Raw genomic sequence first — 25,811 nt, forward strand, 5'->3', positions numbered from 1 at the left:
AGAGGGGGTGATGTATGGAAGAGGGAGTAATTGCGCTAATAATTGCGCCGTTGGTAATTTTCATGATTTTCGTGGCGCCAATTTGGCTTATTCTGCACTATCGAAGCAAAAAACAGGTAAACCAAGGCTTAAGTGCAGAAGAGTATGCAACCTTGCAGGAGCTGGCCGAATCTGCTGAAAAGATGTCTGAGCGCATCCAGACACTTGAAGCAATATTGGACACTGAGGCTCCCCAGTGGAGGAACAGAGCATGAGTGAACGCAAGCAACTGTATCGCGATACCGAGCATGCAAGGATAGCGGGAGTCTGCGCCGGAATCGCAAACTACTTCGGCATTGAAAGATGGTTGGTAAGAATTCTCTTTGTCACAAGCTTTTTCTTACTTGCAGGCCCCTTTATGTTCGTTGCTTATATTGCTGGTTGGTTTATTTTGGACAAGAAACCGAATAGCTCAGCCACTGCTCCAATTGACAATATTTTTCAACATGGGGGTAAAGGTTGGCGTAACAAAGTAACGGATGTGGATAAAGTTTCGGTGAAAACCAAAGTTTGGCAAGCGGGTGAACCTCCGAAACAAGCGTTCTACGATATTACTAAACGGTTCGCTGAATCTGAGGCGAGACTAAGACGCATGGAGAAATACGTCACTTCAAAAGAGTTTCAATTGAATAGAGAAATCAGCAGACTCTAAAAGGTTTTCCATTTTATTTTAAAAAGCAGCATTCGCTGCTTTTTATCGTTTAAATGCAGCGGGCTACATGCTTATGTAAATTTACTGTTACAGATTCGCTGTTACCATTCTACCCTCAGCCTCTTCAGGACGACCTAAATTTGATTAGACTAGCGTACAAATTTAAGAAAGCTTATGCGGAAATTTTATGAAAGGCACAACGTACAAATCGAAACCTTCAGATGAGAATGGTTTTATTGCCTGGAGTGACGAAGAAAACCAAATCTGGTCAGAACTGTATCATCGACAAATGGAAATTATTCAGGGCCGAGCCTGCCAGCAATATTTGGATGGTCTGAAGTTAATTGGATTAACCGAAAAGTCTATTCCACAGCTACCAGAAATTAACAAGGTGTTACTGGCAACGACCGGTTGGAAAACGGCTGAAGTCCCAGCGCTTATTAATTTTACCGAGTTTTTCCGTCTGCTTGCGAATAAAGAATTTCCTGTGGCAACATTTATTCGCACGCGTGAAGAGTTTGACTATTTGCAGGAGCCAGATATTTTTCATGAAATATTTGGTCATTGCCCCTTATTGACGAACCCGGCGTTTGCTCACTTTACACATATTTACGGCAAACTTGGCCTAGCTGCCAGTAAAGAGGATCGTGTATATCTGGCACGCCTTTACTGGTTTACGGTTGAGTTTGGCCTGGTTAATACAGAAGAAGGGCTGCGTATCTACGGAGGAGGAATTCTTTCTTCGCCTGGTGAAACCATTTATGCCCTTGAGAGCGATAAACCTGTGCGTAAGCCATTAGATCCCGTTGACGCATTACGTACACCGTATCGCATCGATATCATGCAGCCGCTGTACTATATTTTGGACAAATTTGATGACCTGTTCGCTATCTCAGAAATGGATATCATGGCATTAGTTGAAGTTGCCAAAACGAAAGGGTTATTTGAACCATTATTCCCTCCTAAAGAGAAAAAAGCCGGTTAAACTGTCGGGCGGGAGCTCAGCTTCCGCTTCACTTTCCGCTACGCTTGATACCTCCTTTTTAACAAAACTTTTTATGTTCATGATCACAAATTGTGATATTCTGTAAAACTTAGTTTACATAAAGCAAGTTTGGTATGCGTTTAGAAATCTCCTGTCAGGATCGCCTTGGGATTACCCAGGATGTACTCGACATTCTTGTCACCCACGAAATTGATTTACGCGGCATCGAAATAGAGCAAAGCGGTAAAATCTTCCTAAACTTTCCGAATATTGAATTCGCCGATTTTCAGCATTTAATGCCGCAGATCAGGCGAATAGATGGTATTGATGACGTAAAAACCACGCCTTTTATGCCTGGCGAACGAGAAAAAAATCAGTTGTCTGCGGTGCTGCGAACGTTACCTGATCCGGTGTTTTCTATCGACACGCGCGGTCAAGTCGTCATGTGCAATGAGGCAGTATTATCAGATCTGAATCTGAGTGCCGCCCAAATAAAGGGCACAGAAATCGGCGAGTTGGTGAAAGGGTTTAATTTCATACGTTGGATGGAAGGAAAAGAAACTAAACACCAATCAGCTAAAGTTAAATTTGTGCAAGAAGATTTTCTGGCAGATATCCTCCCTATCACCGTACCTGACGATGAAAACACGCCGATTCTCGCCGGCGCGGTTGTGATGCTGAAATCAGAAATTCGCTTGGGCCAGCAATTTACTGCGTTTCATCAAATTGAAACGGACAGTTTTGACCATTTTGTAACCGACTCAGCGGCAATGCGAAAAGCCGTAAACGAGGCCAAGCAAATTGCTGACTTAGATGCCCCCATTCTGATATTTGGAGAAACGGGAACAGGCAAAGAGATGATTGCTAAAGCCTGCCATCAAGCCAGCCGTCGAAGTGAAGGGGAGTTTTTAGCGCTAAGTTGTGCGTCACTACCCGACGACGTTGCGGAAACCGAATTGTTTGGCTGTGCGCCTGGTGCCTATAATCAGCCTAATGGGAAAGTAGGCTTACTCGAACAGGCAAGAGGTGGAACACTGTTGCTGGATGAAATTGCTGATATGTCGCAGCAACTCCAGGGAAAATTGTTACGCGTTTTAGAAAACGCCGAGTTTAGGCGGGTGGGGGATGATAAGCCTGTTACCGCAGATGTAAGAATAATTTGTACCACTTGCCAGGATTTAGGAGCGTTGGTAGAAGAAGGGCGCTTCAGAAAAGAGCTTTATTATCGTCTGAATGTACTTAGTTTAGTCATGCCGTCTTTAAAAGAACGTCGCGCGGATATTATCCCCCTAGCCGAACTGTTTATCATGCAGCATAGTGGCAAGTTAGGTAGACGTCCTGCCAAATTGTCTAAGAGTTGTGCAGATTTTCTACAACAATATCCATGGCCTGGCAATGTCCGTCAGATGCAAAATGCATTATATAGGGCCTTGTCACTATTGGATGGAAATGAAATCAGTAAGGAAGATGTGCAAGTACCGAACTGTGCACCCACGGCGACCTATATCGATGAAAACTTTGAGGGTACGTTGGATGAAGAAGTTAAGAAATTCGAAAAGGATTTATTGAAACGCCTTTATCCCTCGTATCCTAGCACGCGTCAGCTGGCGAAAAAATTAGGGCTGAGTCACACCGCGATAGCGAATAAGTTACGCGAATACGGCATAAATAAAGGGACTGTAAAAGTTTAATTACGATACGTTGAAAATAATTTACGTTTTCACTCACTTCCACCCGTTGTAATGTACCAGTTTCATCCCTACAACAATGAAACTGGTATTATTATGTTCTACCATATGCAACACATTGTTTATGAATGTTTTCAGTCGTCACCATGTAAGTCATATGTAATCTGACAGATTGGGAACGCCAACTAGCTTCCTATGTTTTAAGAAACAATTATTTGTTTGCTCCATTTACTGGAAGGAAGCCACCGCCGATTAGCAAAGGGGAAAAAATAACTATGAAACTGGCAACATATAAAAACGATACGCGCGACGGCACCTTGATGTTAGTAAGTCGTGATTTGAAACAGACTTGCTCTGCCAGCGATATTGCGGCGACAATGCAGGATGCACTGGATAACTGGGGTGCAGTAGAGGAAAAATTGCAAGCACGTTATGAGCAATTGAATAGTGGCAAAGTGGAAAGTGAAGCCTTCGAGCAAAGTAAATGTGAATCGCCGCTGCCTCGTGCTTATCAGTGGGCTGATGGTAGTGCGTACGTTAACCATGTTGAGCTAGTTAGAAAAGCGCGTGGCGCCACCATGCCTGAAAGTTTTTGGACAGATCCACTGATGTACCAGGGCGGTTCAGACGATTTTATTGGCCCTCGCGATGATGTTATTTTACCCAGCGATGAATGGGGTATTGATTTTGAGGGCGAAATTGCAGTTGTAACGGATGATGTCCCGATGGCCTGCTCACCAGAAACCGCGGCTAGCAAAATTCGTCTGTTGATGCTGGTTAATGACGTTTCCCTGCGTGGGCTGATCCCCGGTGAGTTAGCAAAAGGGTTTGGATTCTTTCAATCTAAACCCGCCTCCGCATTTTCGCCTGTAGCGGTTACACCTGATGAACTGGGCGACAAATGGAAAGAAAATAAAGTTCACTTACCCTTGCTTTCTACTTACAACGGCGAATTGTTTGGCAAGCCAGAAGCTGGCGAAGATATGACATTTGATTTTGGACAGCTAATTGCCCATGCCGCCAAATCGAGAAACTTAGGCGCGGGCACCATCATTGGTTCCGGCACTGTTTCAAATAAACAAGGAACTGAGCATGGTTCTGCTATTAGTGAAGGTGGAGTAGGTTACTCTTGTATTGCTGAAGTACGAATGATTGAAACCATACGTGATGGTAAACCTTCAACTGCGTTTATGCGGTTTGGTGACACTATTCATATGGAAATGCGTGATTCAGATGGGCATAGTATTTTTGGCGAAATTAGCCAAACTATTAAGAAGCTAAATTAATTCAGGCGGTATTGTATGGCTTTGAAACTATATGGTTACTGGCGATCGTCGGCTACTTATCGAGTCCGTATCGCGCTGAACTTAAAGGGGCTGGAATATGAATATATTCCAGTGCATCTGGTAAAAGACGGTGGCGAGCAAAACAAGGATGAGTATGTCCGGCTAAATCCATCTCAATTGGTTCCCACATTGGTTGACGATGAGGAAGATATCATTCTTAGTCAGTCAATGAGTATGATTGAATATCTGGATGAAAAATATCCTGACAGGACCCCTTTATTGCCCGCCCATGCCTTGGAACGTGCGCGCGTCAGAGCATTAGCTATGGATGTGGCATGCGATGTCCAGCCTATCGCAAATCTACGTGTACTTAATGCCCTAAAGTCACAGTTTGATGCCTCTCAGGAACAAGTGGTCGCGTGGGCTGCCGAGTGGACCAGACGCGGCTTTACTACTATCGAGAAACGTTTACAAACACAGGCAGGGAAGTATTGCTTTGGTTTTGATGTCACACTAGCCGATGTGTGTCTCATACCGCAAATTTATAATGCCAAACGCTTTGGGGTGGAATTAACGGATTTTCCATTGATTAAGAAAATCGGCGAAAACTGCGAAGAGTTAGCTGCGTTTCAGCGAGCCAGGCCGGAAAACCAGCCTGATGCACAATAAGAAAAACGCCAAATATTTATTTGGCGTTTTTTTCTACTGACTTTTTATAGGCAGTTCTGTGGTATTTTTCACCTGCTTTAAAGCAAAGGTCGAACTTAAATGGTCCACTAATGGTAAATGCGTAAGTTTTGATTTAAGCAGGTGTTCGTACTCTTCAATACTTTCCACTACCACCTTCAGTAAATAATCTTTTTCCCCGCTGGTGGTATGACATTCTACGATTTCATCAATCGATTCAACCGCTTTTTCAAAGTCGGTTAATGAGTCACCATCGTGATTTTTTAAAGTAATAAAAATAAACACCGATACACCCAGGTTTAGTTTCTTGGCGTTTAATAATGTCACTTTGCCCAGGATGATACCTTCTGCTTCCATACGCTTTACTCGCCTCCAGCAGGGAGTGTGAGATAAGCCTACCTTTTGGCTTAAATCAGCCATGGAAACGGTAGCATCTTGTTGGAGAACGCGAAGGATTTCGCGATCAAATTTGTCTAGTTTCATGTAGGGTGGATCCGCCGCATCTATAATAAACACTATTGATTATTAATTTTTTATAGGATAACTATCCCGATAAGAAATTGAAGTTAAACTTTGTATTGCGGGATGTTAATTTTCTTCACGACGATTAGCAAGGCATGTCCTCTATTATTTTTAGTAGAATTGAGCCACCTTACTTTAACACGAATTTGTTATGTCAGTATTTGATCATCCGGAGTTCGATAAGCACGAACACGTGGCGTTTTACCACGATGAAGAAGCAGGCCTGAAAGCCATTATTGCGGTTCACAATACCAATCTTGGCCCAGCGCTGGGCGGTTGTAGAATGTGGCCCTATATAAATAGCGCAGAGGCTTTAAATGATGTTTTGCGTTTGTCGAAAGGGATGACCTACAAAGCAGCCATGGCTAATTTGAAGCTAGGGGGTGGTAAATCAGTTATCATCGGCGATCCGCGAAAAATGAAGACGCCCGCCATGATGCGCGCAATGGGCCGGTTTGTTGATTCGTTAGGTGGTAAATATTTTACTGCCGAAGATTCCGGAATTGCCGTTACGGATCTGCAAGAGATGGCCACCCAATCCGAATTCATCGCTGGTACTAGTGCCAAATATCATTACGCCGGTGAAACGCCTGATGGTAACCCTGCACCTTCAACTGCGTACGGTGTGTTTGTAGGCCTTCGCAGCACGGTTGAGTATGCATTAAATAGTGACCTGAAGGGCATTAAAGTTGCGATCCAGGGGATGGGACACGTTGGTTACCGTTTAGCACAGCATCTGCATAATGCTGGCGCACAGTTATTTGTAACTGATATCTATCCAGATGGGATTGAACGAGCAGTTAGTGAATTAGGTGCAACCGCTGTCGCCCCAGAAGATATTTATGGATTAGACGTTGATGTGATAGCGCCGTGTGCAATGGGTGCATCTATCAATGATGAAACCCTGCCAGATATAAAAGCGAAGGTCATTGCCGGCGCGGCCAATAATCAGTTGGCACGTGAAGAAATGGGCGAACTGTTGCGTAAACGCGGAATCGTGTACGCGCCCGATTACGTTATCAATGCGGGGGGTGTTATTGATATCTATCACCAGCGTATGGAACAGTCGTCAAATGAAGCAATGCGCACGCATATTGAAGAAATCGGCATAACGCTTAAAGAGATTTTTGAGCGCGCAGACAAAGAAGATAAAGCAACTAATCGTGTTGCTAACGTCATCGCGCAAGAGCGCTTTACAAACAAAGCTTGAAACTTGTCATTCAAGTCGTCATAATGCGCCGCTCTTGAGAGGCTATTGCTTTTAAAGCGGCGCTACTCAGTAACGATTCAATGGTAGGTTCCTGGTCCTCCCGCAATGATACTCTGTGAACCCGGTCAGGCCCGGAAGGGAGCAGCCGCAGCAGACGACTCATGTGCCGGGATGTGGCTGGGAGCTTGCCACCCAAATTTTTAGCCCTTCACGCTTCGCGCTTTTTATTCTCTGCCTGATCTAAATACTTAATGGCTTTTTCTACAGCATATTCCACATTCATTTCCATTTGTTGCTTTTCACTTTGTGGCAAGTAGAACGCCATATCCACTTCAAAGCGTATGTAGCGCGGCGGTATTTGATTTAATGTAAGGCAGCACAGGTCAGCTAAATAATCATCTGACTTACTCTTGTCTAATCCCAGTTTCTTAATATGTTCAAGGACAAGGTGTTCATAGTAGTTATGGATATCATCATCTAACTTCATTTGGCTTTCCTTTTAAGTTTACGCCTTAACTCTTTTCTTATAGCTGCTTTATTGTTGATGTCGAGTAGGCAGTGATAGAATTTAGCAATTAATTAACAAGCCTAATCGAAATCCTTATGAAAAAAAATATCGAACCTTGTTACTACGGTGATTATCTGCAATTAGATAAAATCCTGGGAGCGCAACACCTGCAGAGTGAAAAATATGGTAGTCCTGCTCACGAAGAGACGCTGTTTATTATTGTACATCAGGTGTATGAACTGTGGTTTAAACAAGTGCTGCATGAACTAAATTCGGTTATAGACACCTTCTCCCAAAACCAGGTTAGAGATCAGGAACTTATTACTGTCGTGCACCGACTGCACCGAATTATTCAAATTCAACAACTAATGAATGATCAAATCAGCGTAATGGAAACCATGACGCCCCAACAGTTTTTATCGTTTCGGGATTATCTGGTACCCGCTTCTGGATTCCAGAGTATTCAGTTTAAACGGCTCGAAATTTCTCTAGGCTTAAAACGTGAATACAGAATTGATTTTGATAAGCAGAGTTTTTATAACCGGCTGGAAGAAAGAGATAGAGCCCTGCTAGAGAATCTGGAACAGAAACCTAGTTTATTCGAGCTGGTTGATCAATGGCTTTGCAGAATGCCATTGTTGAAAAAAGATGATTTTGATTTCTTGGATCATTATGAAAAAGCAACCAGTGAGTTACTTGAGGCAGACAAGCAAACCATTGAGAATAACCCGACGCTTTCTGATAAAGAACGCTATCAGGAGCTTAAAGACTGGCAGGCAACCCGTGAAAACTTTGATGCATTGTTCGATGAGCAAAAGTATGTCGCGTTGCGCGGCGAGGGTAAGTTTAGGCTAAGCCATAAAGCTATGCTTTCAGCTCTCTTTATAAAGCAATATGCCGAAGAACCTATCTTCAATTTACCTTTCCAATTAATCACCGCCTTAACTGAAATAGATGAGAAACTGACAATCTGGCGTTACCGGCATGCGATGATGGTACAAAGAATGTTGGGTACCAAGATAGGTACCGGTGGCTCTTCTGGTCATCATTATTTAAAGAAAACCACTGAATCAAACCGAATCTTTTTGGATTTTTTCAATATGGCCACGTTTTTACTGCCAAAAGACATGTTGCCTGAGTTACCACCTTCTATTAAGCGCTATTTAGGCTTTTATTTAAGCGATGAAGGTAAGTAAAACTTACTGGTTTAAGGCCGGTTTTGTTAACTAAAGCCGATGATTTCACAAGCTTGTAATTTTTTTGTAACTATATTTTTACGCAAATGGCAAAAATAGCCAAAAAAAAATGGAACTTTTCAGGGCGGCCTTCAAAATGGCGGTTGACCGCCCCTACAGGATGTGGTTATTATCAAGTTGAGGCAATGACCTTATTAATAATAAGTCGTATTAAACGATTTAGAAACACACACTAAGTTTTAGTGGTCCAGGGAGACAATACATGTTTACAAATTCTAAACTGGCTAAGTCAGTGAAGCTGGCTTGTGCATTCGGTGCTGCTTCAGCAGCCATGGTTGCACCAACTGGCGCTCTAGCACAAGATGCAGAAGCAAACACGGTAGAAAAAATCGAAGTTACCGGTTCTCGTATCAAGCGTGCTGACATCGAAGGTGCAAACCCAGTTACCGTAATGAGCCGCGTTGACATCGAAAAATTCGGTATCACATCAATCGGTGACGTACTTCAGTCTATTCCTTCTGCAGGTTCTGCAATCAACACCAACAACAACAACGGTGGTGATGGAACGACAACTCTTAACATTCGTGGTATTGGTTCAAACCGTACTCTGGTACTTGTTAATGGTAAGCGTTGGGCACCTGGTTTAGGTGGTTCAGTTGACCTTAACAACATCCCAGCTTCTATTATCGAGCGTATCGAAGTTCTTAAAGATGGTGCATCTGCAGTTTACGGTTCTGACGCGATCGCTGGTGTTGTTAACATCATCACTCGTCAAGACTTTGAAGGTGTTCACGCATCTGGCTATCTTGGTGAGTACGATGAAGGCGACGGTAACAAAGAACAATGGGATATTGGCTTCGGTACGCAAAGCGACAAAGGTAACGTTTACCTAAACGTCAGTTACGTTGAAGAAGAGCCAACATTCGCAGGCGATCGCGAAATTTCAGCGGTTCCTGTATTTGGTACCCCTGAAGGCTTCGGTGGTTCATCTGGTACACCATTTGGTCGTTTCATATTCTTTGATGAAGGCGCAAACTTCCTAGACCGTTCTGGTGACGGAAATGGTGGCCTAACTGAGTGGCAAGAACCGGGCAGCCGTTTTAACTTCGCTCCGTTTAACTACCTTTCTACGCCACAGGAAAGAACCAATATTTACGGCCAGGCGCGTTATGAATTAACCGATAATATCTCTGTAAATACCACTGCGTTTTACGGTAACCGTAAATCTGAGCAAGCACTTGCACCAACACCTTTGTTCTTTGGTAGCGCGTTTGGAGATACTGGTTTCGTAATCTCTAAAGATAACCGTTTCAATCCAACGGACCAAGATTTAAGCACTGACATTCCATTTGGCGAGCCGGGCAACTTATTCTTAGTCGGCCGTCGTATGTTTGAAGCTGGTTATCGTAGCTTTAAGCAAAACGTTGACCAGTTCCAGTTCAACGGTGGTTTTGAAGGTGTTCTTGAATTTGCTGACCGTGAATTCTATTGGGATGCGACTTACACGTATGCTGATATCACAGAAAATCAGATGACTGATGGTCTGTTAAATACTGACCGTGTGAAAAAAGCGATCGGTGATCCGGCAGTATGTCGCGCTGACGCTGATTGTGTTCCATTAAATCTATTTGGTGGTTCTACGGATATCGGTCAAGGTACTATCACTCAAGGAATGCTTGATTATATCACTTTTACCGCTCAGGACACTTCAAGCACTAAACTTGAAAGTTATACCGCTAACATTTCTGGTGAACTTTTCGAATTACCAGCAGGTTATTTGGCATTCGCTTCTGGTTATGAGAAGCGTTGGCAGGAAGGTTTTGACCAGCCTGATGCAATTATCGCAGCTGGTATTACTTCAGGTAACGCTCGTCAGCCTACCTCAGGTTCATTCAGCGTAGAAGAAGTTTACCTGGAATTAGCCGTACCTTTATTGGCAGACATGACTGCAGTTGAGCAATTGGATCTAGAGCTAGCGACTCGTTACTCTGATTACAGCAACTTCGGTGATACTACCAACTCTAAAGTGGGCTTGAAGTGGCGCGTAAACGATGACTTGATGTTCCGTGGTACTTACTCTGAAGCCTTCCGTGCTCCATCACTGATTGAGTTATTTAGAGGAAACAGTGATAGCTTCCCTCCATTAACGGATCCATGTAATGGCGGTGCAGCAGCTAACCCGAACCTTCCAGGTTGTGCGGGCATTCCAGCAGGCTACCAGCAGCCTAACTCACAAATTCGTATCACTGTAGGTGGTAACCAAAACCTTGCAGCTGAAGAAGCTGAAAGCTTTACATACGGTTTTGTATACTCTCCATCACAAGTTGAAGGTTTAGAAGTTACTTTCGACGTGTTTGATATAGAAGTGGATAATGCGGTATCGAGTGTTGGTGCTCAAACTATTCTTAATGCTTGTGCGCAAACTGGTCAGAACCTTTGTAGCCTGATTCAGCGTGGTCCAGCGGGTAACGTTGTTGACCTGTTCAACGGTCTGATTAACCTGGGTGGTCAAACCACATCTGGTTTCGATTATAACATTGCCTATAACTTTGAAACCGAGTTCGGTGATTTCCGCCTTAACTGGGATGGAACTTACATCGATGAGCGTTCAATCATCATCGTGGATCCAGTAGAAAATACTTCTACCGTTATCAACGAAGCTGGTAAAGCGGGTGACCGTGACGTGGTACCACGTTTACGTACCAACTTGAGCTTAACTTGGGCAATGGATGATTTCACTGCAAACTGGTTAGTACGTTATATCGGTAACACTACCGAAGAGTGTGCTATCGACGGCGGCGAACTGGATCAGCAACTTTGTTCTGACCCAAGTACAGAGGTAGGTGGAGACAGCTTCAACGAACTTGAAGCCATGGCTTACCACGATATCTCAGTGGGCTATGCAGTTAACGATAACCTTCGTTTAACCTTAGGTGTTAACAATGCGTTTGATACAGATCCAGAAGTATCTTACTCAACGTTTGCTAACAGCTTCGACCCATCAATGTACGAAGTACCTGGAAGATTCTTCTACGGTCGCGTAAATGTAAACTTCTAAGATTTCCTTAGTTGTAAAAAAAGGCCTCGCAAGAGGCCTTTTTTATTTGTCTTGTGATATTACCTAACAGGCGTGTGGACGTTGCCTGATACACGGATTTACATCGGATAGCGGGAGAAATTCAGAATGCCTTTTCGTGGCTACTCGTTGCTGTAATAAAGACGAACCTGTCATTAAAAAGTAACTGAAATAGAATTTCATTAACCTTTCAATCGCCGATTTTGTCCTTTCATATTTTGAATTTAACCATATTTTAAGAGGATTTAGCGCACGTGTAGCCTTGTCCCATGTTTGCCGGTCAAGTGCGAATTGAACCATCTCCGAGTGACCCATTCGGCTGGTTATCCCACTGAATTAACCAATTATATTATCCGGGATATCGACTTGCACTTGGTCAAGATATCAGGCACATTAGTGGAGCATGGAGAGCCTTTAAACTTACTGCATTTTAAACGGGACCAAGCGTATCGCGGTCACAAAATGCGTTTAGTATAGCAGACGAAAAAACAATCAAATCTCCGTTAATGGTGCACAACGTAATAAAACTGTTTTGGTATATCTAAATTCCGTCAAAATAGGTGGGGGGACGATATTTTCTAAAGTCATTATTAAATTAGCGCCAAAAGTGGGGTGAGGTGTTTTTTTGAATGTAAATGAAACCGGTAAAGTACTCTGTGACAGCTATCATATGGGAGTACCGGTAGCATTAAATGAGAAAGGGATTTTATCAAAATGGGTACGCCAATCGGCTACTCTTTAGGTAAGTTAACTTATGGACAGTAAAAGGAAAGTTAGATGAATAAATTTTACAAAAATTTAGCTGTAGTGGTTCCGCTTTTATTCGGAGTAGTCGGCTGTAATTCTACCGCTGATTCAGACCGGATTGCTAAAAATAGTAATCTGGAAGCAGATGATGGACAGGTTTGTAAGATGGAGAAGCGAATTGGATCGAATCGCATGACCCGTGTTTGTCATACAGCAGAAGAACGTGAGCAAATGGAAGAAGCTGCGCGCGAAGGTTGGACACGTCTACAAAAAGGTTCAATGACTACTGGTGCAGACGGTAGATAAGTATAATGGGGTATGTATAGAACATACCCTATGAATGTCCCCTATGTCGTCATTTGATACTCTTTTACAAAATATTGAAATCAACCTGCGTGATAAACAATTTGAAGAAGCCTTAGAAGGCTATCATCAGCTTTATTTTGATCATCGGGATTTCTTTGACCTTCACAAAGGTCAACCATCACCATCACGCAAATCACATATACAAAATGCAGCCAACTTGGCGCGCAGAGACGCATATGACAAGTTCCGCTTTCTCGAAGATGTGTCCGAACGTCTTGCTCTGGCGCTTGCACAATTTCTCGGGCTGACCCCGCGGAAATTTCAATATAGTGAGCAACAACCCAATTTTTTCTATATTCCAGACCTTCCTAGCAAACCGTTTTTTGATGTGAATGAAATTCCTCAACTAAGCGAGTACATTGTTAAGCTGCAAGAATGTCGTGGCGAATTAATCAAGTTAAGCGAAAACGTTTCTGAAAAATATACTGATAATTTTTCTAACATCCCTTCAACGGTGGATTGGCGAGAAATTTCCGAGAAATGGAGTTCGTCCCACCTGGCAAAAAAAGGGGCCTTTACACCCTTAGCTGACACAGTCTCACCGAGACTAAAGAAGCTATTGCATGATGATATACATGCCCATTGCCCACCTCATTCCCCAGAAATAGTGCTTTCTGTGCTGGCGCCTGGTGCCTATATCCCACCTCATTTCGGTATATCTAATTTTAGACTAACGGTACATGTACCGCTAAAGGTAACGCCCGCTGCGGTCCTTAAGGTGGCAGGACAAACGTTTAATTGGAGTGATGAGAAAAACGTCCTAATTTTTGACGATAGCTTTCGTCACTCGGCATCGAATGACGCCGACTCTGCGCGATCAGTTTTAATTTTTGAAGTGTGGAATCCACATCTAACCCAACCTGAACGTAAAGCGATTGAAAAGTTCATGCTAAGCTATGACGAATGGAATAAGAAGATCGGACCTTTAGCCACCATTGACAGACTTTTATACACATGACCTACCTTAATGAAAAACAAATTGTCGGCCAGTTACTGAATGCGTACAACACTGGCCAGGTTGCTAGCGTAGTCAATTATGTCAGTGTGAACAGGCAACTGCTAAAACTTAACCCGGTTATTATTCATATTTTTGCGCAATCGCTAAGAAGGCAGGGCGACAACGCTCAGGCTGAGAAAGTATTAAACCAGGGACTTAAGAAATTTAAAAATAATCCTGACCTATTAAATTCACTGGGTAATTTATATTTAAGCATGGCAAAGCCGACTGCCGCCATTAATGTCTTTAAAAAAGCATTGCAGGCAGGTTCGCCGAGCCCAGATATAATGTTTAATCTTTCTCGAGCTTATAACCAGGCTTCCCGCTTCGAAGAAGCGATACGACAATGTAAGCACCTTCTCACGGTAAAACCCGATTATTCAAGTGCCAAGATAGTATTAGCAGAAAGTTATGTTCAACTAGGTGATAGAACTACAGCCAAACGTCTGTTGCAAGACATCACTATGGTTGAGCCAGGAAATATTAAGGCGTTAAACAATCTGGCAAATTTGTTCAGAGAAGAAGGTAAGTACTCGCAGGCAATCAGTTATTTTCGCACTGCTATGACCCATCAGCCTGATAATGCCCTTATTCTGCGTAATCTAGCTGCATGTTATGTATTAAATGTAGAAAAAGAAGCAGCGCTGGAAATGTATAGAAAGGCAATCGGGCTAGCGCCACTAGACTGGCAGCTTCACGAAGAATTGGCACTTTTTCTTTGGGCGGAAAATGCGGATAAACCATTTCAGTATATAGAGTCACAAATTGCTAAAACCGATACCCCAATTGATTTTAAATTATCTTACATCCAGTTGTTGTCAAATGCGGACGAATTTCGCCGAGCGCTTGAGTTATGTAACGAGATTGAAAAGGTAACGTCTTCTCTCCCGGCAGCGTTTTTAGTCGCTAAAGCGCGAATACACCGTGAGCTGCATAATTTCTCGGACGCGCTGCACTATAGTAAGCTCGCCCTGGCTACGAAAGGAGCGCATACAATTGGTGCAATGAGTGAACATGGCTATGCACTTTTAAGTGTGGGTGAGGCAAAAGCAGCGTTAACTTATTTTCAAACATTGCATCGCTTAGAGCCTGCCAATCAAGGTTGGTGGACAATGATTTCAACGTGCTGGAAAATGCTTGAAAACCGTAATGACTACTTGTGGTTGTGTGACTATACGAACTTGATACATGTTAAGGAATTGTTCCAGGATCCCATTGAGAACGTTCAGTTTAATAATCAGCTTTCTACTGTTTTGAAGGACTTGCACCACAATAGCAATCCCCCTATTGGGCAATCACTGCAAAATGGAACGCAAACATATGAAGACCTGTTGGAAAGTGAGCTACCCATATTACAACAGCTAAAGGTCCGTCTTATTGAAGAAGCTAAAAACTTTATCAGGCAATCTACCAAAGATAAAAAACATCCCTTTTTAGGAAGGTTACCAAATAATATCTCGGTTAAGGGATCGTGGTCTGTTCACCTGCACACGGCCGGTTTTCATAAATCTCACTTTCATCCACAGGGGTGGTTAAGTGGCGTTTACTATGTAGATTTACCCGATGAAATAGAAGAGGCCGGACAGGGATGGATAGTGTTTGGTCGCGCCGAAGTTGCTGGTCAACATTTTGAAGCAGACGTGGCAGTGAAGCCTCAGGTGGGTTCAGTGGTCTTTTTCCCTGCCTATATGTGGCACGGAACCAATCCCTTTTCCAGTCAGAAAGGGCGATTAACGGTGGCTTTCGATATCGTGCCTGACTAAGTCAACATCACAGGAAGGGTTTATCGACGCTGTGCATCATTTTTTCAACACACCTAACTTGATATGACGACATTTCAAAATGGATAGCAGACGTGATGAGTTCTCCTATAGGGACACGGTTCTTTCCAATAGATAAACATGACGCTAATTTGCTCTACGCTGCGACAGAACTTTTTAATTTAATATCACTATCTTAGATTTGATTATTACTGGCGAATTAGCACAATCCAAAGATGCCCTTTCAATAAGCTGTTTAATTTACCTTTTCAAGTTTAAACGCAAGCGTATAGCGAGGGGCATAACAAATTCTATTGGGCGGCCTTCCTACGTGTTTGATAGCGCCATGAAACATGGTCATTCGTCCAGGTTTTGGTGTACAGGCAAACATACAGTCGTCTTGGTTGTTAAAAAACAGTGTTTCACCGCCCCACTCAATGTCCCACTGCGGCATCATGTAAATCAAGACAGTCAACTCATCAGCATCTGGCATACAATCAGTATGCGTAAACAGCATGTCACCATAGGCTGCGTGATTTATATATCCTCTGTAAGCACGCCATTCCCCGCCTAGCAACGCGTTAGCTAGCGAGAGCGCTTTTTGATACACCGGCAGGTTTTGAATTTGTTGTTCGGAAAGATTGACCACCCAATGCTTGAAATTGCTGGTATCGGGGCGTGCAATCTCAATCCGCTTAAATGCACTGATTTCAAGGCCTTTGTATATATTGTTGAGTTCCTGGGGAGAGCACAGACCATCAAAAACCCAGAGAGGTTTTTCCTCGATTATTACTGAGTGAGAAGGAGTTATCTTCATATACTGCTTATTTTATACTTATTATGTAATGACATTTCATTGTAAGCAAAATATGCACAGGAGAACAACTTTCTACTCCTAATATATCGGTATTCTATGCGTTGCTAACCGTTTAGTATCTGAAGAATATCGCAAATTAATTCAAAACGCTGAGATTTGGACTATTTTGTATGAGTAGGCAACTTAAACTGCCGTGTTTTAATGGTTCGGATCTTACTCTTTTCCGATACTAAACCAAGTGAAGGAATGTTTTCGTATCATTAACGACTAAACTATGAGCAAAAGGGAGTAGGAAGATGGAGTTACTTGACTCATCCTAATATTCCATGGGACTATTGGCAGTTCGTAATAATTGTGAAAACTTTTAATCAGTTATTACATTTGTCTTAAAATTAAAAAATTTATAAGCCCCTTGCTTGATTTTAAAGCGAGGATTCAAAAAAGTAATTGGTTGGGAACTATGTCCAAGATGAGCAAGAGAACCATTATTGCTTCAACCGTTATTGGTGCATTTGCACTAACGGCTAGCGCAGCAGTCTCTGCTAATAGCCTAGATGCTATTCAAAACGAAGAAGCCAAGATTCATGCCGCAGCAGCGAAATCTCAAGAGAAAATAAACACGTATTTCGAGCAGTCTCAGGAATTACTGATTGAGTATCGTACTACTGTAGATCAAACTGAAAACCTTAAAGTGTATAACGATTACATTGCGAGTCTAGTAGAAGATCAACAACGTAGTATTGATTCTTTGCAGCGTCAGATTGACAGCATTGAAGATACTAAACAGGGTATCGTCCCGTTAATGTTTAGAATGATTGAAAGCTTGGAAAAGTTTATCAATTTAGACGTCCCTATTCATTTAGATGAGCGTAAAGAGCGTATTGAGCGCTTGCGCGATCTGATGGCAAACTCTAACGTTACTATCTCTGAGCAATTCCGTCAGGTGATCGAGGCGTATCTGGTTGAAGTTGAGTACGGTACTAAAATCGATTCTTATCAAGGCACCATTGAAAATAATGGCACCCAGATTACGGTGGATTTCTTCAATTTAGGAAGAACCGCCTTGCTGGCCTTATCCCTGGATCAGAACCATGCCTTCGTTTGGAATAACGAAAAGCGTGCATGGGAAGAACTTGGTGATGAGTACCTTTCCTCTGTTGTTGATGCAGTTAAGATGGCTAATGGTGTCGTTCCTGCAGATTTAATTAAATTACCAATTCAGGCAGCGGAGTAATTGTTAATGAAAATTATGTTTAAATCTTTAATAACCGCTGCATCTTTGGCGGTATTGTCCTCTGGAGCCTATGCTCAAGACGCAGTAAGTCTTAAAAGCCTGCTTGAGCAAGTAAAGCAGAACCGGGTTTCAGAAGCACGTATCAATGAACAACGCGAAGCCGAGTTCAGATCTGAAAGAGCCGATAAACAAGCTTTATTGAAAAAAGCCCAAGCGGATCTTAAAGCTGAACAGGGTCGTGGTGATCGTTTACAGAAGCAATTTGCTGATAACGATATCAAGCTGAACGAAAAAGCAGCTGAGCTTGATCAGGCAACTGGTCAGCTAGGTGAGATGTTTGGTGTGGTAAGGCAAGCAGCTTCTGAAGCTAACGGTCGTATTTCTACCTCAATCGTAAGTGCTCAATTCCCAGGGCGTTCTGAATTCCTTGCAGAGATGTCTGAAGAATCTAAAGGCCTTCCTAACATTAAAGAGCTGGAAGACTTGTGGTTCTCACTACAAACAGAAATGACTGAAGGTGGTCAGGTTGTTCGTTTCTCTACTGAAGTGGTTAACCTTGATGGCGGTTCTTCTGAGCAGGAAATCGTCCGTGTTGGTACCTTCAACCTGGTAGGTACAGACGGCTACCTGACTTACGATACTGAAAACAACGTTGTACAGCCTCTTGGTCGTCAACCAGATAATTATTTAGTCGATTCTGCACAAGAGTTACTAGAAGCTAAATCAGGTTTCGTGCCTTTCTATGCTGACCCTTCGCAAGGTGCAATTCTTGGATTACTTAAGCAAAAAGCGACGTGGGAAGAGCGTTATCATGCCGGTGGTGTAGTGGGTTATACCATTACGGTTATGCTGGTAATTGGTTTGCTAATTGGTATTTACAAGCTTGTTACCCTATCTATCGCAAGCAGCAAAATAAACTCTCAGTTGAAAAACCCTGGTAATCCTTCAAGTGGCAACCCATTAGGCCGCATCTTGAAAGTGTATCATGAGAATAAAGGCGCTGACGCTGAGAACCTTGAACTTAAATTGGATGAAGCTATTCTGCGTGAACTTCCGTCAATTGAGAGCGGGATCAACGTTATTAAGATTTTCGCCGCAATTGCACCACTGTTGGGTCTACTAGGTACGGTATTGGGTATGATTGCTACGTTCCAAACCATTACACTGTTTGGTACAGGCGACCCACGTATGATGGCTGGTAGCATTTCAATGGCACTTGTGACAACAGCTCAGGGTATTATCGCAGCATTGCCGCTGATTCTTACTCACAGCATCGTTGCTTCACGTAGCAAGTCTATTGTCCACATTCTTGATGAGCAGACTGCTGGAATCGTAGCTGCTCACTCTGAATCAGAGAGAGTTTAATATGGTTTACCTGATTGGATTATGGGAATCGGTCAGGGACTTTATCGCAACCGGCGGCGATGTTCTTTACTTCGTCGCGCTAGCGCTCTTTCTTATGTGGGTACTTATGATTGAGCGCTATTGGTACTTGGTATCGGTTTTCCCTAAGGTTAAAAAAGATATTATCCAAAAATGGGAAAGCCGCACAGATACTAGGTCTTGGTATGCGCATAGAATCCGTGATGCTTGGATATCTCAGGCTTCTGACGGTTTAAACGCCAGAATGCTGATTATCAGAACGTTAATAGCTATGTGTCCGCTTATTGGACTATTAGGCACGGTAACGGGAATGATTAGTGTTTTTGAAACGATGGCAACGCAGGGAACCAGTAATGCCAGATTGATGGCGTCAGGAATCTCAATGGCCACTATTCCAACTATGGCGGGAATGGTAGCAGCGTTGTCAGGACTGTTTATTAGTTCTCGTTTAGAAGCGAAGGTGAAGTTGGCACGAGAAGGCTTAGTTGATAGCCTGCCACATCATTAGAGAGAGAAATTATGGCTCGTAAAGTCAGAACCGAGGAAGAAGATGCGCAAATAGACATGACACCCATGTTGGATATCGTGTTTATCATGCTAATTTTCTTTATCGTTACAACCGTATTCGTTAAAGAAGCCGGTATTGAAGTAAACAAGCCAGACGCGAGCCAGGCGGTACTACATAAGAATGCCAATATTTTCATTGCGATAACTGAAGATGGGAATGTTTGGCTGGATAAGCGTGAAGTATCTCCTGATAGCGTTAGAGCTAACATAGAGCGATTGCTTACAGAGCAGCCTACTGACTATGTCATCATTCAGGCAGACGTGAAAGCTAAGCATGGATTGGTCGTAGAGATTATGGACCAGGTCAAAGCCGCTGGTGTTGATCGCGTTTCTGTTGCAGCAAGGGGTTAAAATGGCAAGATTTATCATTTCTATTTTAATTGGTGCGGCGATAGCTTTCGGTCTATTTGTTATTATGGCGAAATTGATTGAAAACTCAGCGCGACCAGCAGACGAGGTTCCGGATGCACCGGTAATCGATATCGTTATGTCTAAGCCTGAGGAAGATACCCAAACACGGAAAAGGGTTCCGCCACCGCCACCACCTCCGCCTAAGGAGCCACCTAAAATTGAACCTGTTGAACCTGAAGCTGACGAACCGGATGCTGATGGGTTTAGTATGGCCATGCCGCAAGTAGATACTGGCGGTGTAGGGATCAATATTGGTGCTGTAGGTGCAATGCAAAGCGATGGTGAAGCTACGCCTGTGGTCAGGATTGACCCGCGTTATCCACCTGAAGCTGCTCGTGATGGCCGTGAGGGTTGGGTTAGATTGTCGTTTACAATCAATGAAGTTGGTGGTGTTGAAGACATTGAAGTGATTGATGCCGATCCTAAGCGACTCTTTGATAGAGAAGCGAAGAGGGCATTAAGAAAATGGAAGTATCGGCCTAAAATTGTTGATGGCAAACCCGTTAAGCAACCCGGCATGTTTGTTCAGCTAGATTTCAAACTGGATCAATAACATGATGAAATTAAAGTTAAATAAACCAATTGTGGCATTAATGCTTGGTGCATCTAGCATGATGTTTAGTCATGCTGGTTTTGCACAAACGTCTAATGCACCAGTTGTATGCCCTGGCTATCAAAAAGGCAACACTAAATTAGTCGGTGAGCGAACTGGTAAAAAAGTTCAACGTGCATTTGAAGCCTATAATGAAGATCGTGTCGATGAAGCGTTAGAAATTTTGATGGATATTGATCCGTCAGATAATTTTGATAAAGCATACGTTAATCGATTTATTGGTAACCTGCTTGCTGCTAAAGAAGGGGAAGGCAACCGTGCTTATAACTATCTTATAAGCTCAGTCGAACCTAAAGTACTGAATGACCTCGAGCACTCTCAAACTCTGAAACTTATTGGAGATTTGAGTATGCAGGAGCAAAAATATTCGGAAGCAATAAAGTGGTATAACCAATGGATGGACTTTACGTGTAAAGAAGATCCTGATGTTTATACAAGGCTAGCACAGGCTTTTTATGAGTCTAAGCAGTTAGATAAAATGATTGAGCCTGCCGATAAAGCCATTGCACTTTATAAAGAGCCCAATAAAAACCCATATGTACTGAAGTTAACTTCGTACTATGAGCGTAAGATGTATCCTGAGACGGTTAAGGTTTCTGAGCAGCTTGTTTCTTTATTTCCTGAAGAGCCTAAGTGGTGGACACAGCTTGGTCTGTTCTACATTTTGGTTGAGGATTATAAAAAATCGCTTGCTACCTTCGAAGTCGCTTACAACAATGGCTGGCTGACAAAAGAAAATCATATTAAGCAAATAGCACAGCTATATGCTTCAAATGGTATTCCTTATAAGTCTGCTAAAGTGATGGAGAAACATCTTAAGGAAGGGCTTGTAGAAGACAGTGCCAGTAATTTAGCGTCTATAGCTAACGCCTTTCACCAGGCTAAAAATTACGAAACGGCTGCTAACTACTACGGTCGCGCGGCAACTAAGAGTTCCGATCCTGATCACTATCGCAAGCAAGGTACATTGCTGATTGTAGCCGAAGAATATAAAAAGGCTATCGGTGCGTTAGAAAGTGCTTTGGAACGTGGGGCAGATGATCCAGGTAAAATTCACTTCTCACTGATGGAAGCGCATTTCTATCTCGGCAACTACAAACGAGCCTTCGAGTATGCTGAAATGGCTAAAAAAGATAGCTCAGTTAGAAGAAATGCTAGCGCATGGATCCCTTACATCAAAGAAAAAGCAAAAAATCGTGGTATTACGATCTAATCGTTGATTGCTTCGGTAAATTTTGTTGAATGTTAATAGAAAGGTCTGAATGAAATATTCAGGCCTTTTTTTTAGCTTCGTTTGCTAACTAGATCGGGAACGATGGCGCTCTTTTTATATCTCTATTCAATACCATTATTCTACACTATCCCTATTGATCAACCTAATGGGCTACTTCGCCTTAGTTACAAGTGAGTGTGTTTAAATTACTCGTGGTATGCGCCAGCTGGGAGATGATGGACGGAGTACATCGAATAGGTATAGCAATAGAAAAGAGTAATGAAGGAATGATAAAAAAACGAAGCAGAGAGGAAATACTTACATACTATGGACTGAGGTCAACTTGCCTCTTATGGAGTTTTCAAAATTATATATTTAATAAATATATTGCAGATTGTAAATACTGTAATAGGTTAATTTGCGTTGAAACCATTGGTACAAAATCCTCAAATTCTATGCACATTTCAAAGAAAGCAGTTCTATCTTTTTAAACGATGAATCTGAGGATTAGCTCTAGAGAATAGGGCTTACTTTTCGCACCAAATATCAATTGTGCGACTAGTATCACCCGAAGGTAGGCCTACCACTGATGTGGTGGAAGCATAGCCGGCCTCATAAGCGACATACTTCGAAAAACCGCGCTCTTTACATTTTTGATCGGCAAAGTCTGGATAATCCAATTTTTCATTTTTGCTGCTATTAAACCATGCACCTTGTTCGACATACTTGGATGAGATGTCAGGTTCTCTTTGCTCTCCATTGGCTAGGGTAGGGATTGTTCCAGCTGAAGGAGTTGATGCACAACCCCCGAGAATTAATATACCAGTACAAACTGCGAAAAGTACTTTTTTTGAGCTCATCAAAGCTTCCTTTTAATTAGTAAAGTATTTTTATTGTTTTATAAGTAATGTGTAGGAAACCACTAAGAGTTCAATAATTTCCAATGCACTTTCGTGGAATAGATAGTACTTATTACCTAATGAGGATAATGCGTAATCAAATTTCTACCATTTTCACGGTAGCGAAGCGATTATCAACGGTAAAGATTGAATCTACAAGCCTTGCACTGCGACAGTTGTTGAACCTGTATAAAATGGATACTTCAAGAGGTGTAAATTGATTGGGACTTATTACACCGTTATCCCTCTATCTCTGCTTTAGTTTTTATTCATGTTTCCCCTGTTGGGAAGGGGTAACACACTGAGTTGTTAAATAGTTTATGGCTTCTATGAAGCATCATCTCGCAAAAACAAAGAGCTATTTATTTTTGAAATGATGTAGTGGGCTGGCGCTCAAAATAAGAGGTGAGATACCGTTTAATATCTTCTAATTCGGCCGCTGCGTTCTTCTTGTTATCCAAAGCATGTTCAAGGTCGGAAAGAAACAAATCAGTGCCAGGAAGGGGAGCGGATGAACCTGTAGAAATTTCGTTTATTAGCCACGGAATAGCCGAATATAACGAGGCAAGGCTGCGGTCGTTATAGCAAAACTGTTTCCATCTCGAAAGATAGAATAAAGTTAATTCATTTTCACCCACGTGATCACAGTCAAAAAAATGTAAAATAGCAGGATCCACATCGTCAAATTTTGCATCATTCAACCCTAGTTTACTTAGTTTGCCGATGAGTCTTTTAAAACGAGTTTGTAATGGATAAGCAATAAGCGCACTGCGTGAGCCGCTAGCTTTATTTTTTTTACTGCCTACTTTTAATAGGTGAAAGCCATTCTTTTTCCAAAACTTGAGCAATGCGGGATTGACGCCAAAAGAGCTGGTGACAGCCTCGACGTCACAATATTTCGCCTTATTGATAATTGCGTTGAGCAAGTATGAGCCAAGTCCATGTCCTCGTAACCTATCGTACACCGCAATTCTGTTAACTCGCCAATATAGCTTAGTAGTTAGTTCTTCCTGGGCGCAAAAATAAGCTAATCCCTGGGCACTTAAATGACCCTTGACTCGCCGAGAACCATTGCAAATAGCCTGTGCCAGCGAAGCGAGTTTGTGCCCTCCTTCCACATTAACAGCGCAGGCTGCGATAATTTCGCCTTCAGTAGTTTTCAGTAACCCAAAGTAAATATCGGGGGAATCCACCAAACGCATTAAGTCGTCCGGAGTAGTTTGGTAATGTGCCCCGTTGAGTAGATTCAATGCCTGGGATAAATCCAATTCACTTAAGTGACCGCTTGTACTGAAATGGAAATGGGTAGAGTTAGCGGCAGTAATCCGTGTGGAGGAGGATAAGTCACGCTTAAACAATAGCGAACGCGCTAGAAATTCTTCCAAGGGGTCACTGTTATACCAGCGTAGTGGCTCGGAAAGATGTATGTGCTGCACCTGTGCGTGCTGCCCCAGTTCTGAAATTACCCTGTGTTCAAACCCTTTTCCACTGCCTTCGTACCCATCAGTACTCGAACTTAATATGACTTTTTTATTAGATAAACAAATTTTGGTTAACACTGGAGCGGGGAAGGACGCTGCTTCATCGACAAGTAGCACATCGTAGTCATTATTAAGTAATAGTGGAGAGTCAGGGGCCACCCAGGTTAATTCTTGATGCGATTGGCGGTTTTTTAGGTCCGCTTCATTGGTACGAAAGGTTTGCATAGAGCCATTGCCAATTTGTACCAGCCCTTCAACAGATTGTCTGGCCGTGGATGTGACTAAAACCCGATACCCGTGTCCTTGTAGATATGCACTAAATAAACCCAGTAGTGTGCTTTTTCCTCTACCTCGCATCGCTTTCACCAACGCATACCTGTTTTCACCTTTAAAAAACGTTATCAGGTTATCAAATGCCACTTCTTGATCATGACTTTTAAATACTGACTGAGGTGATACTTTATGAACAAATGACGTTTTTTCCGGTAAAGTTACCGCGTCTTCCTGCCATAGTGCGATATGTTTATTGGCGCAGAACTTGTCTCGAAGTTGCGCAATATATCGGCTTCTTGGCAATTCAAATCCATGGGTTAAATAAAAGGGAGAACGCGCTACAGCTTGCTGTGGCCACTTATTTAAGGGAGGAGTGACCAATATTAAGCTTCCCTGATGCGAAACAGTGCCGGCTACAGCTAAAAATGCTGAGGGTCGAAATTCTGAAACGGCATCATATATCGCAAGGTCATAAGATTGACCTAATAACTGCTTATACAATTTAACGGGTTTTGTGTGGGTAGACAGTTCTGAACGATCACTTAATACACACAAATCGAGCTTCCTGGGAGCGCGGGTTATAATTTTATTGGTGCACAGCAAACTCTCATTTTCTTCCATTGCAATGATCAGCATGTGGCGATGATATACACCGTTTTTTGTACCGCTATAGTGACTAAAAAGCCAGTCACAAACCTTATTTAAAGCCATATCTACTTGAATCACGTATAATGTCCTAGATTTTAACGGGATAACCAGAGGATTTCGAATGCGTTTTTTATCACGCCGCCTTGTGATGCCAAATGATTTAAATTATGCCAATTCATTGTTTGGAGGGAGAGCTCTGGAATGGATTGACGAAGAGTCAGCAATTTATGCTATTTGTCAGTTAGAAACAAATTGTTTGGTAACGAAACATATTGGCGAGATAAATTTCGAATCGCCAGCGATGCAAGGAGACATTGTTGAATTTGGTCTGGAAACCAAATCGGTAGGAAAGACCTCTATTCGAGTAAGCTGTCTGGTAAGAAATAAAGCAACCAAAAAAACAATTTGTTTGGCAGATGATATTGTTTTTGTCAAAGTGGACCCAGTTACCCGACAGCCCGTTCCTCATGGCAAAACGCTAGAAGGACTAAAATCTCAAACTGACAAAGAAATACGTTCGCTTAATTTAATTGGCGAGAAAGAAGAGTAGGTC

Annotated in this window: 24 protein-coding genes and 1 other RNA gene; 20 read left to right on the top strand and 5 right to left on the bottom strand. The window is 42.5% G+C overall.

Features of this window, described 5'->3' with window-relative positions:
* The first annotated feature begins 14 nt into the window (after nucleotides 1–14).
* The 6 genes from pspB (at nucleotide 15) to maiA (ending at nucleotide 5,319) form a co-directional block, all read left to right on the top strand.
* On the top strand, nucleotides 15–254 hold the full coding sequence (gene pspB, locus OPS25_RS04020; RefSeq protein ID WP_265616371.1) for an envelope stress response membrane protein PspB: 240 nt from the start codon (nucleotides 15–17) through the stop codon (nucleotides 252–254).
* Entirely contained in the window at nucleotides 251–691 is a 441-nt protein-coding gene (gene pspC / locus OPS25_RS04025) for an envelope stress response membrane protein PspC (RefSeq protein ID WP_265616372.1), read from the top strand. Before pspB ends, pspC begins: the two co-directional genes overlap by 4 nt.
* A 187-nt stretch (nucleotides 692–878) precedes the next feature.
* Nucleotides 879–1,676, top strand: coding sequence for a phenylalanine 4-monooxygenase (phhA, locus tag OPS25_RS04030; protein WP_265616373.1), 798 nt, complete (start codon nucleotides 879–881; stop codon nucleotides 1,674–1,676).
* A gap of 134 nt (nucleotides 1,677–1,810) precedes the next feature.
* A complete protein-coding gene (gene tyrR / locus OPS25_RS04035; protein ID WP_265616374.1) occupies nucleotides 1,811–3,367 on the top strand; it encodes a transcriptional regulator TyrR in 1,557 nt (518 codons plus the stop codon).
* Between the two features lie 272 nt (nucleotides 3,368–3,639).
* Nucleotides 3,640–4,650 carry a fumarylacetoacetate hydrolase family protein gene (locus tag OPS25_RS04040; RefSeq protein ID WP_265616375.1) on the top strand — a complete coding sequence of 337 codons (1,011 nt, stop codon included), beginning with the start codon at nucleotides 3,640–3,642 and terminating at the stop codon, nucleotides 4,648–4,650.
* A 15-nt stretch (nucleotides 4,651–4,665) separates the two neighbouring features.
* The gene (gene maiA / locus OPS25_RS04045; protein ID WP_265616376.1) at nucleotides 4,666–5,319 is read left to right on the top strand and encodes a maleylacetoacetate isomerase; all 654 of its coding nucleotides are present in this window, start codon (nucleotides 4,666–4,668) and stop codon (nucleotides 5,317–5,319) included.
* A 33-nt stretch (nucleotides 5,320–5,352) separates the two neighbouring features.
* On the opposite strand, the gene OPS25_RS04050 is transcribed toward maiA, so the two are convergent.
* Nucleotides 5,353–5,820, bottom strand: coding sequence for an Lrp/AsnC family transcriptional regulator (locus OPS25_RS04050; RefSeq protein WP_169210139.1), 468 nt, complete (start codon nucleotides 5,818–5,820; stop codon nucleotides 5,353–5,355).
* A 190-nt stretch (nucleotides 5,821–6,010) separates the two neighbouring features.
* On the opposite strand from OPS25_RS04050, the gene OPS25_RS04055 reads away from it, so the two are divergent.
* Together OPS25_RS04055 and ffs are read left to right on the top strand one after the other, a co-directional pair.
* Complete coding sequence (locus OPS25_RS04055) at nucleotides 6,011–7,069, top strand: Glu/Leu/Phe/Val dehydrogenase dimerization domain-containing protein (protein WP_265616377.1); 1,059 nt, start codon at nucleotides 6,011–6,013, stop codon at nucleotides 7,067–7,069.
* Between the two features lie 89 nt (nucleotides 7,070–7,158).
* Nucleotides 7,159–7,255: signal recognition particle sRNA small type (gene ffs / locus OPS25_RS04060), an RNA gene on the top strand.
* Between the two features lie 22 nt (nucleotides 7,256–7,277).
* On the opposite strand, the gene OPS25_RS04065 is transcribed toward ffs, so the two are convergent.
* Entirely contained in the window at nucleotides 7,278–7,556 is a 279-nt protein-coding gene (locus OPS25_RS04065; RefSeq protein ID WP_265616378.1) for a late competence development ComFB family protein, read from the bottom strand.
* A gap of 116 nt (nucleotides 7,557–7,672) precedes the next feature.
* Here OPS25_RS04065 and OPS25_RS04070 point away from each other — a divergent pair, with 116 nt between their 5' ends.
* The 5 genes from OPS25_RS04070 to OPS25_RS04090 all read left to right on the top strand — a co-directional run bounded on the left by OPS25_RS04070 (nucleotide 7,673) and on the right by OPS25_RS04090 (nucleotide 15,722).
* Nucleotides 7,673–8,773 carry a tryptophan 2,3-dioxygenase family protein gene (locus OPS25_RS04070; protein ID WP_265616379.1) on the top strand — a complete coding sequence of 367 codons (1,101 nt, stop codon included), beginning with the start codon at nucleotides 7,673–7,675 and terminating at the stop codon, nucleotides 8,771–8,773.
* A gap of 262 nt (nucleotides 8,774–9,035) precedes the next feature.
* Entirely contained in the window at nucleotides 9,036–11,831 is a 2,796-nt protein-coding gene (locus OPS25_RS04075) for a TonB-dependent receptor (RefSeq protein ID WP_265616380.1), read from the top strand.
* Nucleotides 11,832–12,626: 795 nt separating this feature from the next.
* Nucleotides 12,627–12,902 (top strand): hypothetical protein, encoded by a 276-nt coding sequence (locus OPS25_RS04080; protein ID WP_265616381.1) that lies wholly within the window; start codon nucleotides 12,627–12,629, stop codon nucleotides 12,900–12,902.
* A gap of 43 nt (nucleotides 12,903–12,945) precedes the next feature.
* Entirely contained in the window at nucleotides 12,946–13,920 is a 975-nt protein-coding gene (locus OPS25_RS04085; RefSeq protein WP_265616382.1) for an aspartyl/asparaginyl beta-hydroxylase domain-containing protein, read from the top strand.
* The gene (locus OPS25_RS04090; protein WP_265616383.1) at nucleotides 13,917–15,722 is read left to right on the top strand and encodes a tetratricopeptide repeat protein; all 1,806 of its coding nucleotides are present in this window, start codon (nucleotides 13,917–13,919) and stop codon (nucleotides 15,720–15,722) included. Before OPS25_RS04085 ends, OPS25_RS04090 begins: the two co-directional genes overlap by 4 nt.
* 253 nt (nucleotides 15,723–15,975) lie before the next feature.
* On the opposite strand, the gene OPS25_RS04095 is transcribed toward OPS25_RS04090, so the two are convergent.
* Nucleotides 15,976–16,536, bottom strand: a complete 561-nt coding sequence (locus OPS25_RS04095; protein WP_265616384.1) for a 2OG-Fe(II) oxygenase — start codon at nucleotides 16,534–16,536, stop codon at nucleotides 15,976–15,978.
* Between the two features lie 469 nt (nucleotides 16,537–17,005).
* Here OPS25_RS04095 and OPS25_RS04100 point away from each other — a divergent pair, with 469 nt between their 5' ends.
* Genes OPS25_RS04100 through OPS25_RS04125 form a run of 6 tightly spaced genes read left to right on the top strand, consistent with a single transcriptional unit; the run spans nucleotide 17,006 to nucleotide 21,957 of the window.
* Nucleotides 17,006–17,770 (top strand): DUF3450 domain-containing protein, encoded by a 765-nt coding sequence (locus OPS25_RS04100; protein WP_265616385.1) that lies wholly within the window; start codon nucleotides 17,006–17,008, stop codon nucleotides 17,768–17,770.
* A gap of 6 nt (nucleotides 17,771–17,776) precedes the next feature.
* Complete coding sequence (locus tag OPS25_RS04105; protein WP_265616386.1) at nucleotides 17,777–19,135, top strand: MotA/TolQ/ExbB proton channel family protein; 1,359 nt, start codon at nucleotides 17,777–17,779, stop codon at nucleotides 19,133–19,135.
* Between the two features lies 1 nt (nucleotide 19,136).
* Nucleotides 19,137–19,661, top strand: a complete 525-nt coding sequence (locus OPS25_RS04110; RefSeq protein ID WP_265616387.1) for a MotA/TolQ/ExbB proton channel family protein — start codon at nucleotides 19,137–19,139, stop codon at nucleotides 19,659–19,661.
* An 11-nt stretch (nucleotides 19,662–19,672) separates the two neighbouring features.
* Nucleotides 19,673–20,071, top strand: a complete 399-nt coding sequence (locus OPS25_RS04115; protein WP_169210130.1) for an ExbD/TolR family protein — start codon at nucleotides 19,673–19,675, stop codon at nucleotides 20,069–20,071.
* Nucleotide 20,072: 1 nt separating this feature from the next.
* On the top strand, nucleotides 20,073–20,684 hold the full coding sequence (locus tag OPS25_RS04120) for an energy transducer TonB (protein WP_265616388.1): 612 nt from the start codon (nucleotides 20,073–20,075) through the stop codon (nucleotides 20,682–20,684).
* A gap of 1 nt (nucleotide 20,685) precedes the next feature.
* On the top strand, nucleotides 20,686–21,957 hold the full coding sequence (locus OPS25_RS04125) for a tetratricopeptide repeat protein (RefSeq protein ID WP_265616389.1): 1,272 nt from the start codon (nucleotides 20,686–20,688) through the stop codon (nucleotides 21,955–21,957).
* Between the two features lie 527 nt (nucleotides 21,958–22,484).
* Here the strand turns inward: OPS25_RS04125 and OPS25_RS04130 are convergent.
* Together OPS25_RS04130 and OPS25_RS04135 are read right to left on the bottom strand one after the other, a co-directional pair.
* Nucleotides 22,485–22,817, bottom strand: a complete 333-nt coding sequence (locus OPS25_RS04130) for a hypothetical protein (protein WP_265616390.1) — start codon at nucleotides 22,815–22,817, stop codon at nucleotides 22,485–22,487.
* 401 nt (nucleotides 22,818–23,218) lie between these two features.
* Nucleotides 23,219–25,336, bottom strand: a complete 2,118-nt coding sequence (locus OPS25_RS04135) for a GNAT family N-acetyltransferase (protein ID WP_265616391.1) — start codon at nucleotides 25,334–25,336, stop codon at nucleotides 23,219–23,221.
* Nucleotides 25,337–25,379: 43 nt separating this feature from the next.
* Here OPS25_RS04135 and OPS25_RS04140 point away from each other — a divergent pair, with 43 nt between their 5' ends.
* On the top strand, nucleotides 25,380–25,808 hold the full coding sequence (locus tag OPS25_RS04140) for an acyl-CoA thioesterase (RefSeq protein ID WP_265616392.1): 429 nt from the start codon (nucleotides 25,380–25,382) through the stop codon (nucleotides 25,806–25,808).
* Nucleotides 25,809–25,811 lie beyond the last annotated feature (3 nt).

Source organism: Alteromonas aquimaris, assembly GCF_026183695.1.
GTDB classification, from domain to species: domain Bacteria; phylum Pseudomonadota; class Gammaproteobacteria; order Enterobacterales; family Alteromonadaceae; genus Alteromonas; species Alteromonas aquimaris.

Excerpts from the sequence above, each read along its gene's own strand:
- OPS25_RS04040 (WP_265616375.1), top strand. The coding sequence starts at position 3,640 with ATGAAACTGGCAACATATAAAAACGATACGCGCGACGGCACCTTGATG.
- OPS25_RS04075 (WP_265616380.1), top strand. The coding sequence starts at position 9,036 with ATGTTTACAAATTCTAAACTGGCTAAGTCAGTGAAGCTGGCTTGTGCA.
- pspB (WP_265616371.1), top strand. The coding sequence starts at position 15 with ATGGAAGAGGGAGTAATTGCGCTAATAATTGCGCCGTTGGTAATTTTC.
- OPS25_RS04050 (WP_169210139.1), bottom strand. The coding sequence starts at position 5,820 with ATGAAACTAGACAAATTTGATCGCGAAATCCTTCGCGTTCTCCAACAA.
- OPS25_RS04110 (WP_265616387.1), top strand. The coding sequence starts at position 19,137 with ATGGTTTACCTGATTGGATTATGGGAATCGGTCAGGGACTTTATCGCA.
- OPS25_RS04095 (WP_265616384.1), bottom strand. The coding sequence starts at position 16,536 with ATGAAGATAACTCCTTCTCACTCAGTAATAATCGAGGAAAAACCTCTC.
- OPS25_RS04055 (WP_265616377.1), top strand. The coding sequence starts at position 6,011 with ATGTCAGTATTTGATCATCCGGAGTTCGATAAGCACGAACACGTGGCG.
- OPS25_RS04085 (WP_265616382.1), top strand. The coding sequence starts at position 12,946 with ATGTCGTCATTTGATACTCTTTTACAAAATATTGAAATCAACCTGCGT.
- OPS25_RS04065 (WP_265616378.1), bottom strand. The coding sequence starts at position 7,556 with ATGAAGTTAGATGATGATATCCATAACTACTATGAACACCTTGTCCTT.
- OPS25_RS04105 (WP_265616386.1), top strand. The coding sequence starts at position 17,777 with ATGAAAATTATGTTTAAATCTTTAATAACCGCTGCATCTTTGGCGGTA.
- OPS25_RS04070 (WP_265616379.1), top strand. The coding sequence starts at position 7,673 with ATGAAAAAAAATATCGAACCTTGTTACTACGGTGATTATCTGCAATTA.
- OPS25_RS04125 (WP_265616389.1), top strand. The coding sequence starts at position 20,686 with ATGATGAAATTAAAGTTAAATAAACCAATTGTGGCATTAATGCTTGGT.
- tyrR (WP_265616374.1), top strand. The coding sequence starts at position 1,811 with ATGCGTTTAGAAATCTCCTGTCAGGATCGCCTTGGGATTACCCAGGAT.
- OPS25_RS04130 (WP_265616390.1), bottom strand. The coding sequence starts at position 22,817 with ATGAGCTCAAAAAAAGTACTTTTCGCAGTTTGTACTGGTATATTAATT.
- OPS25_RS04140 (WP_265616392.1), top strand. The coding sequence starts at position 25,380 with ATGCGTTTTTTATCACGCCGCCTTGTGATGCCAAATGATTTAAATTAT.
- maiA (WP_265616376.1), top strand. The coding sequence starts at position 4,666 with ATGGCTTTGAAACTATATGGTTACTGGCGATCGTCGGCTACTTATCGA.
- OPS25_RS04120 (WP_265616388.1), top strand. The coding sequence starts at position 20,073 with ATGGCAAGATTTATCATTTCTATTTTAATTGGTGCGGCGATAGCTTTC.
- OPS25_RS04090 (WP_265616383.1), top strand. The coding sequence starts at position 13,917 with ATGACCTACCTTAATGAAAAACAAATTGTCGGCCAGTTACTGAATGCG.
- OPS25_RS04100 (WP_265616385.1), top strand. The coding sequence starts at position 17,006 with ATGAGCAAGAGAACCATTATTGCTTCAACCGTTATTGGTGCATTTGCA.
- OPS25_RS04080 (WP_265616381.1), top strand. The coding sequence starts at position 12,627 with ATGAATAAATTTTACAAAAATTTAGCTGTAGTGGTTCCGCTTTTATTC.
- OPS25_RS04115 (WP_169210130.1), top strand. The coding sequence starts at position 19,673 with ATGGCTCGTAAAGTCAGAACCGAGGAAGAAGATGCGCAAATAGACATG.
- pspC (WP_265616372.1), top strand. The coding sequence starts at position 251 with ATGAGTGAACGCAAGCAACTGTATCGCGATACCGAGCATGCAAGGATA.
- phhA (WP_265616373.1), top strand. The coding sequence starts at position 879 with ATGAAAGGCACAACGTACAAATCGAAACCTTCAGATGAGAATGGTTTT.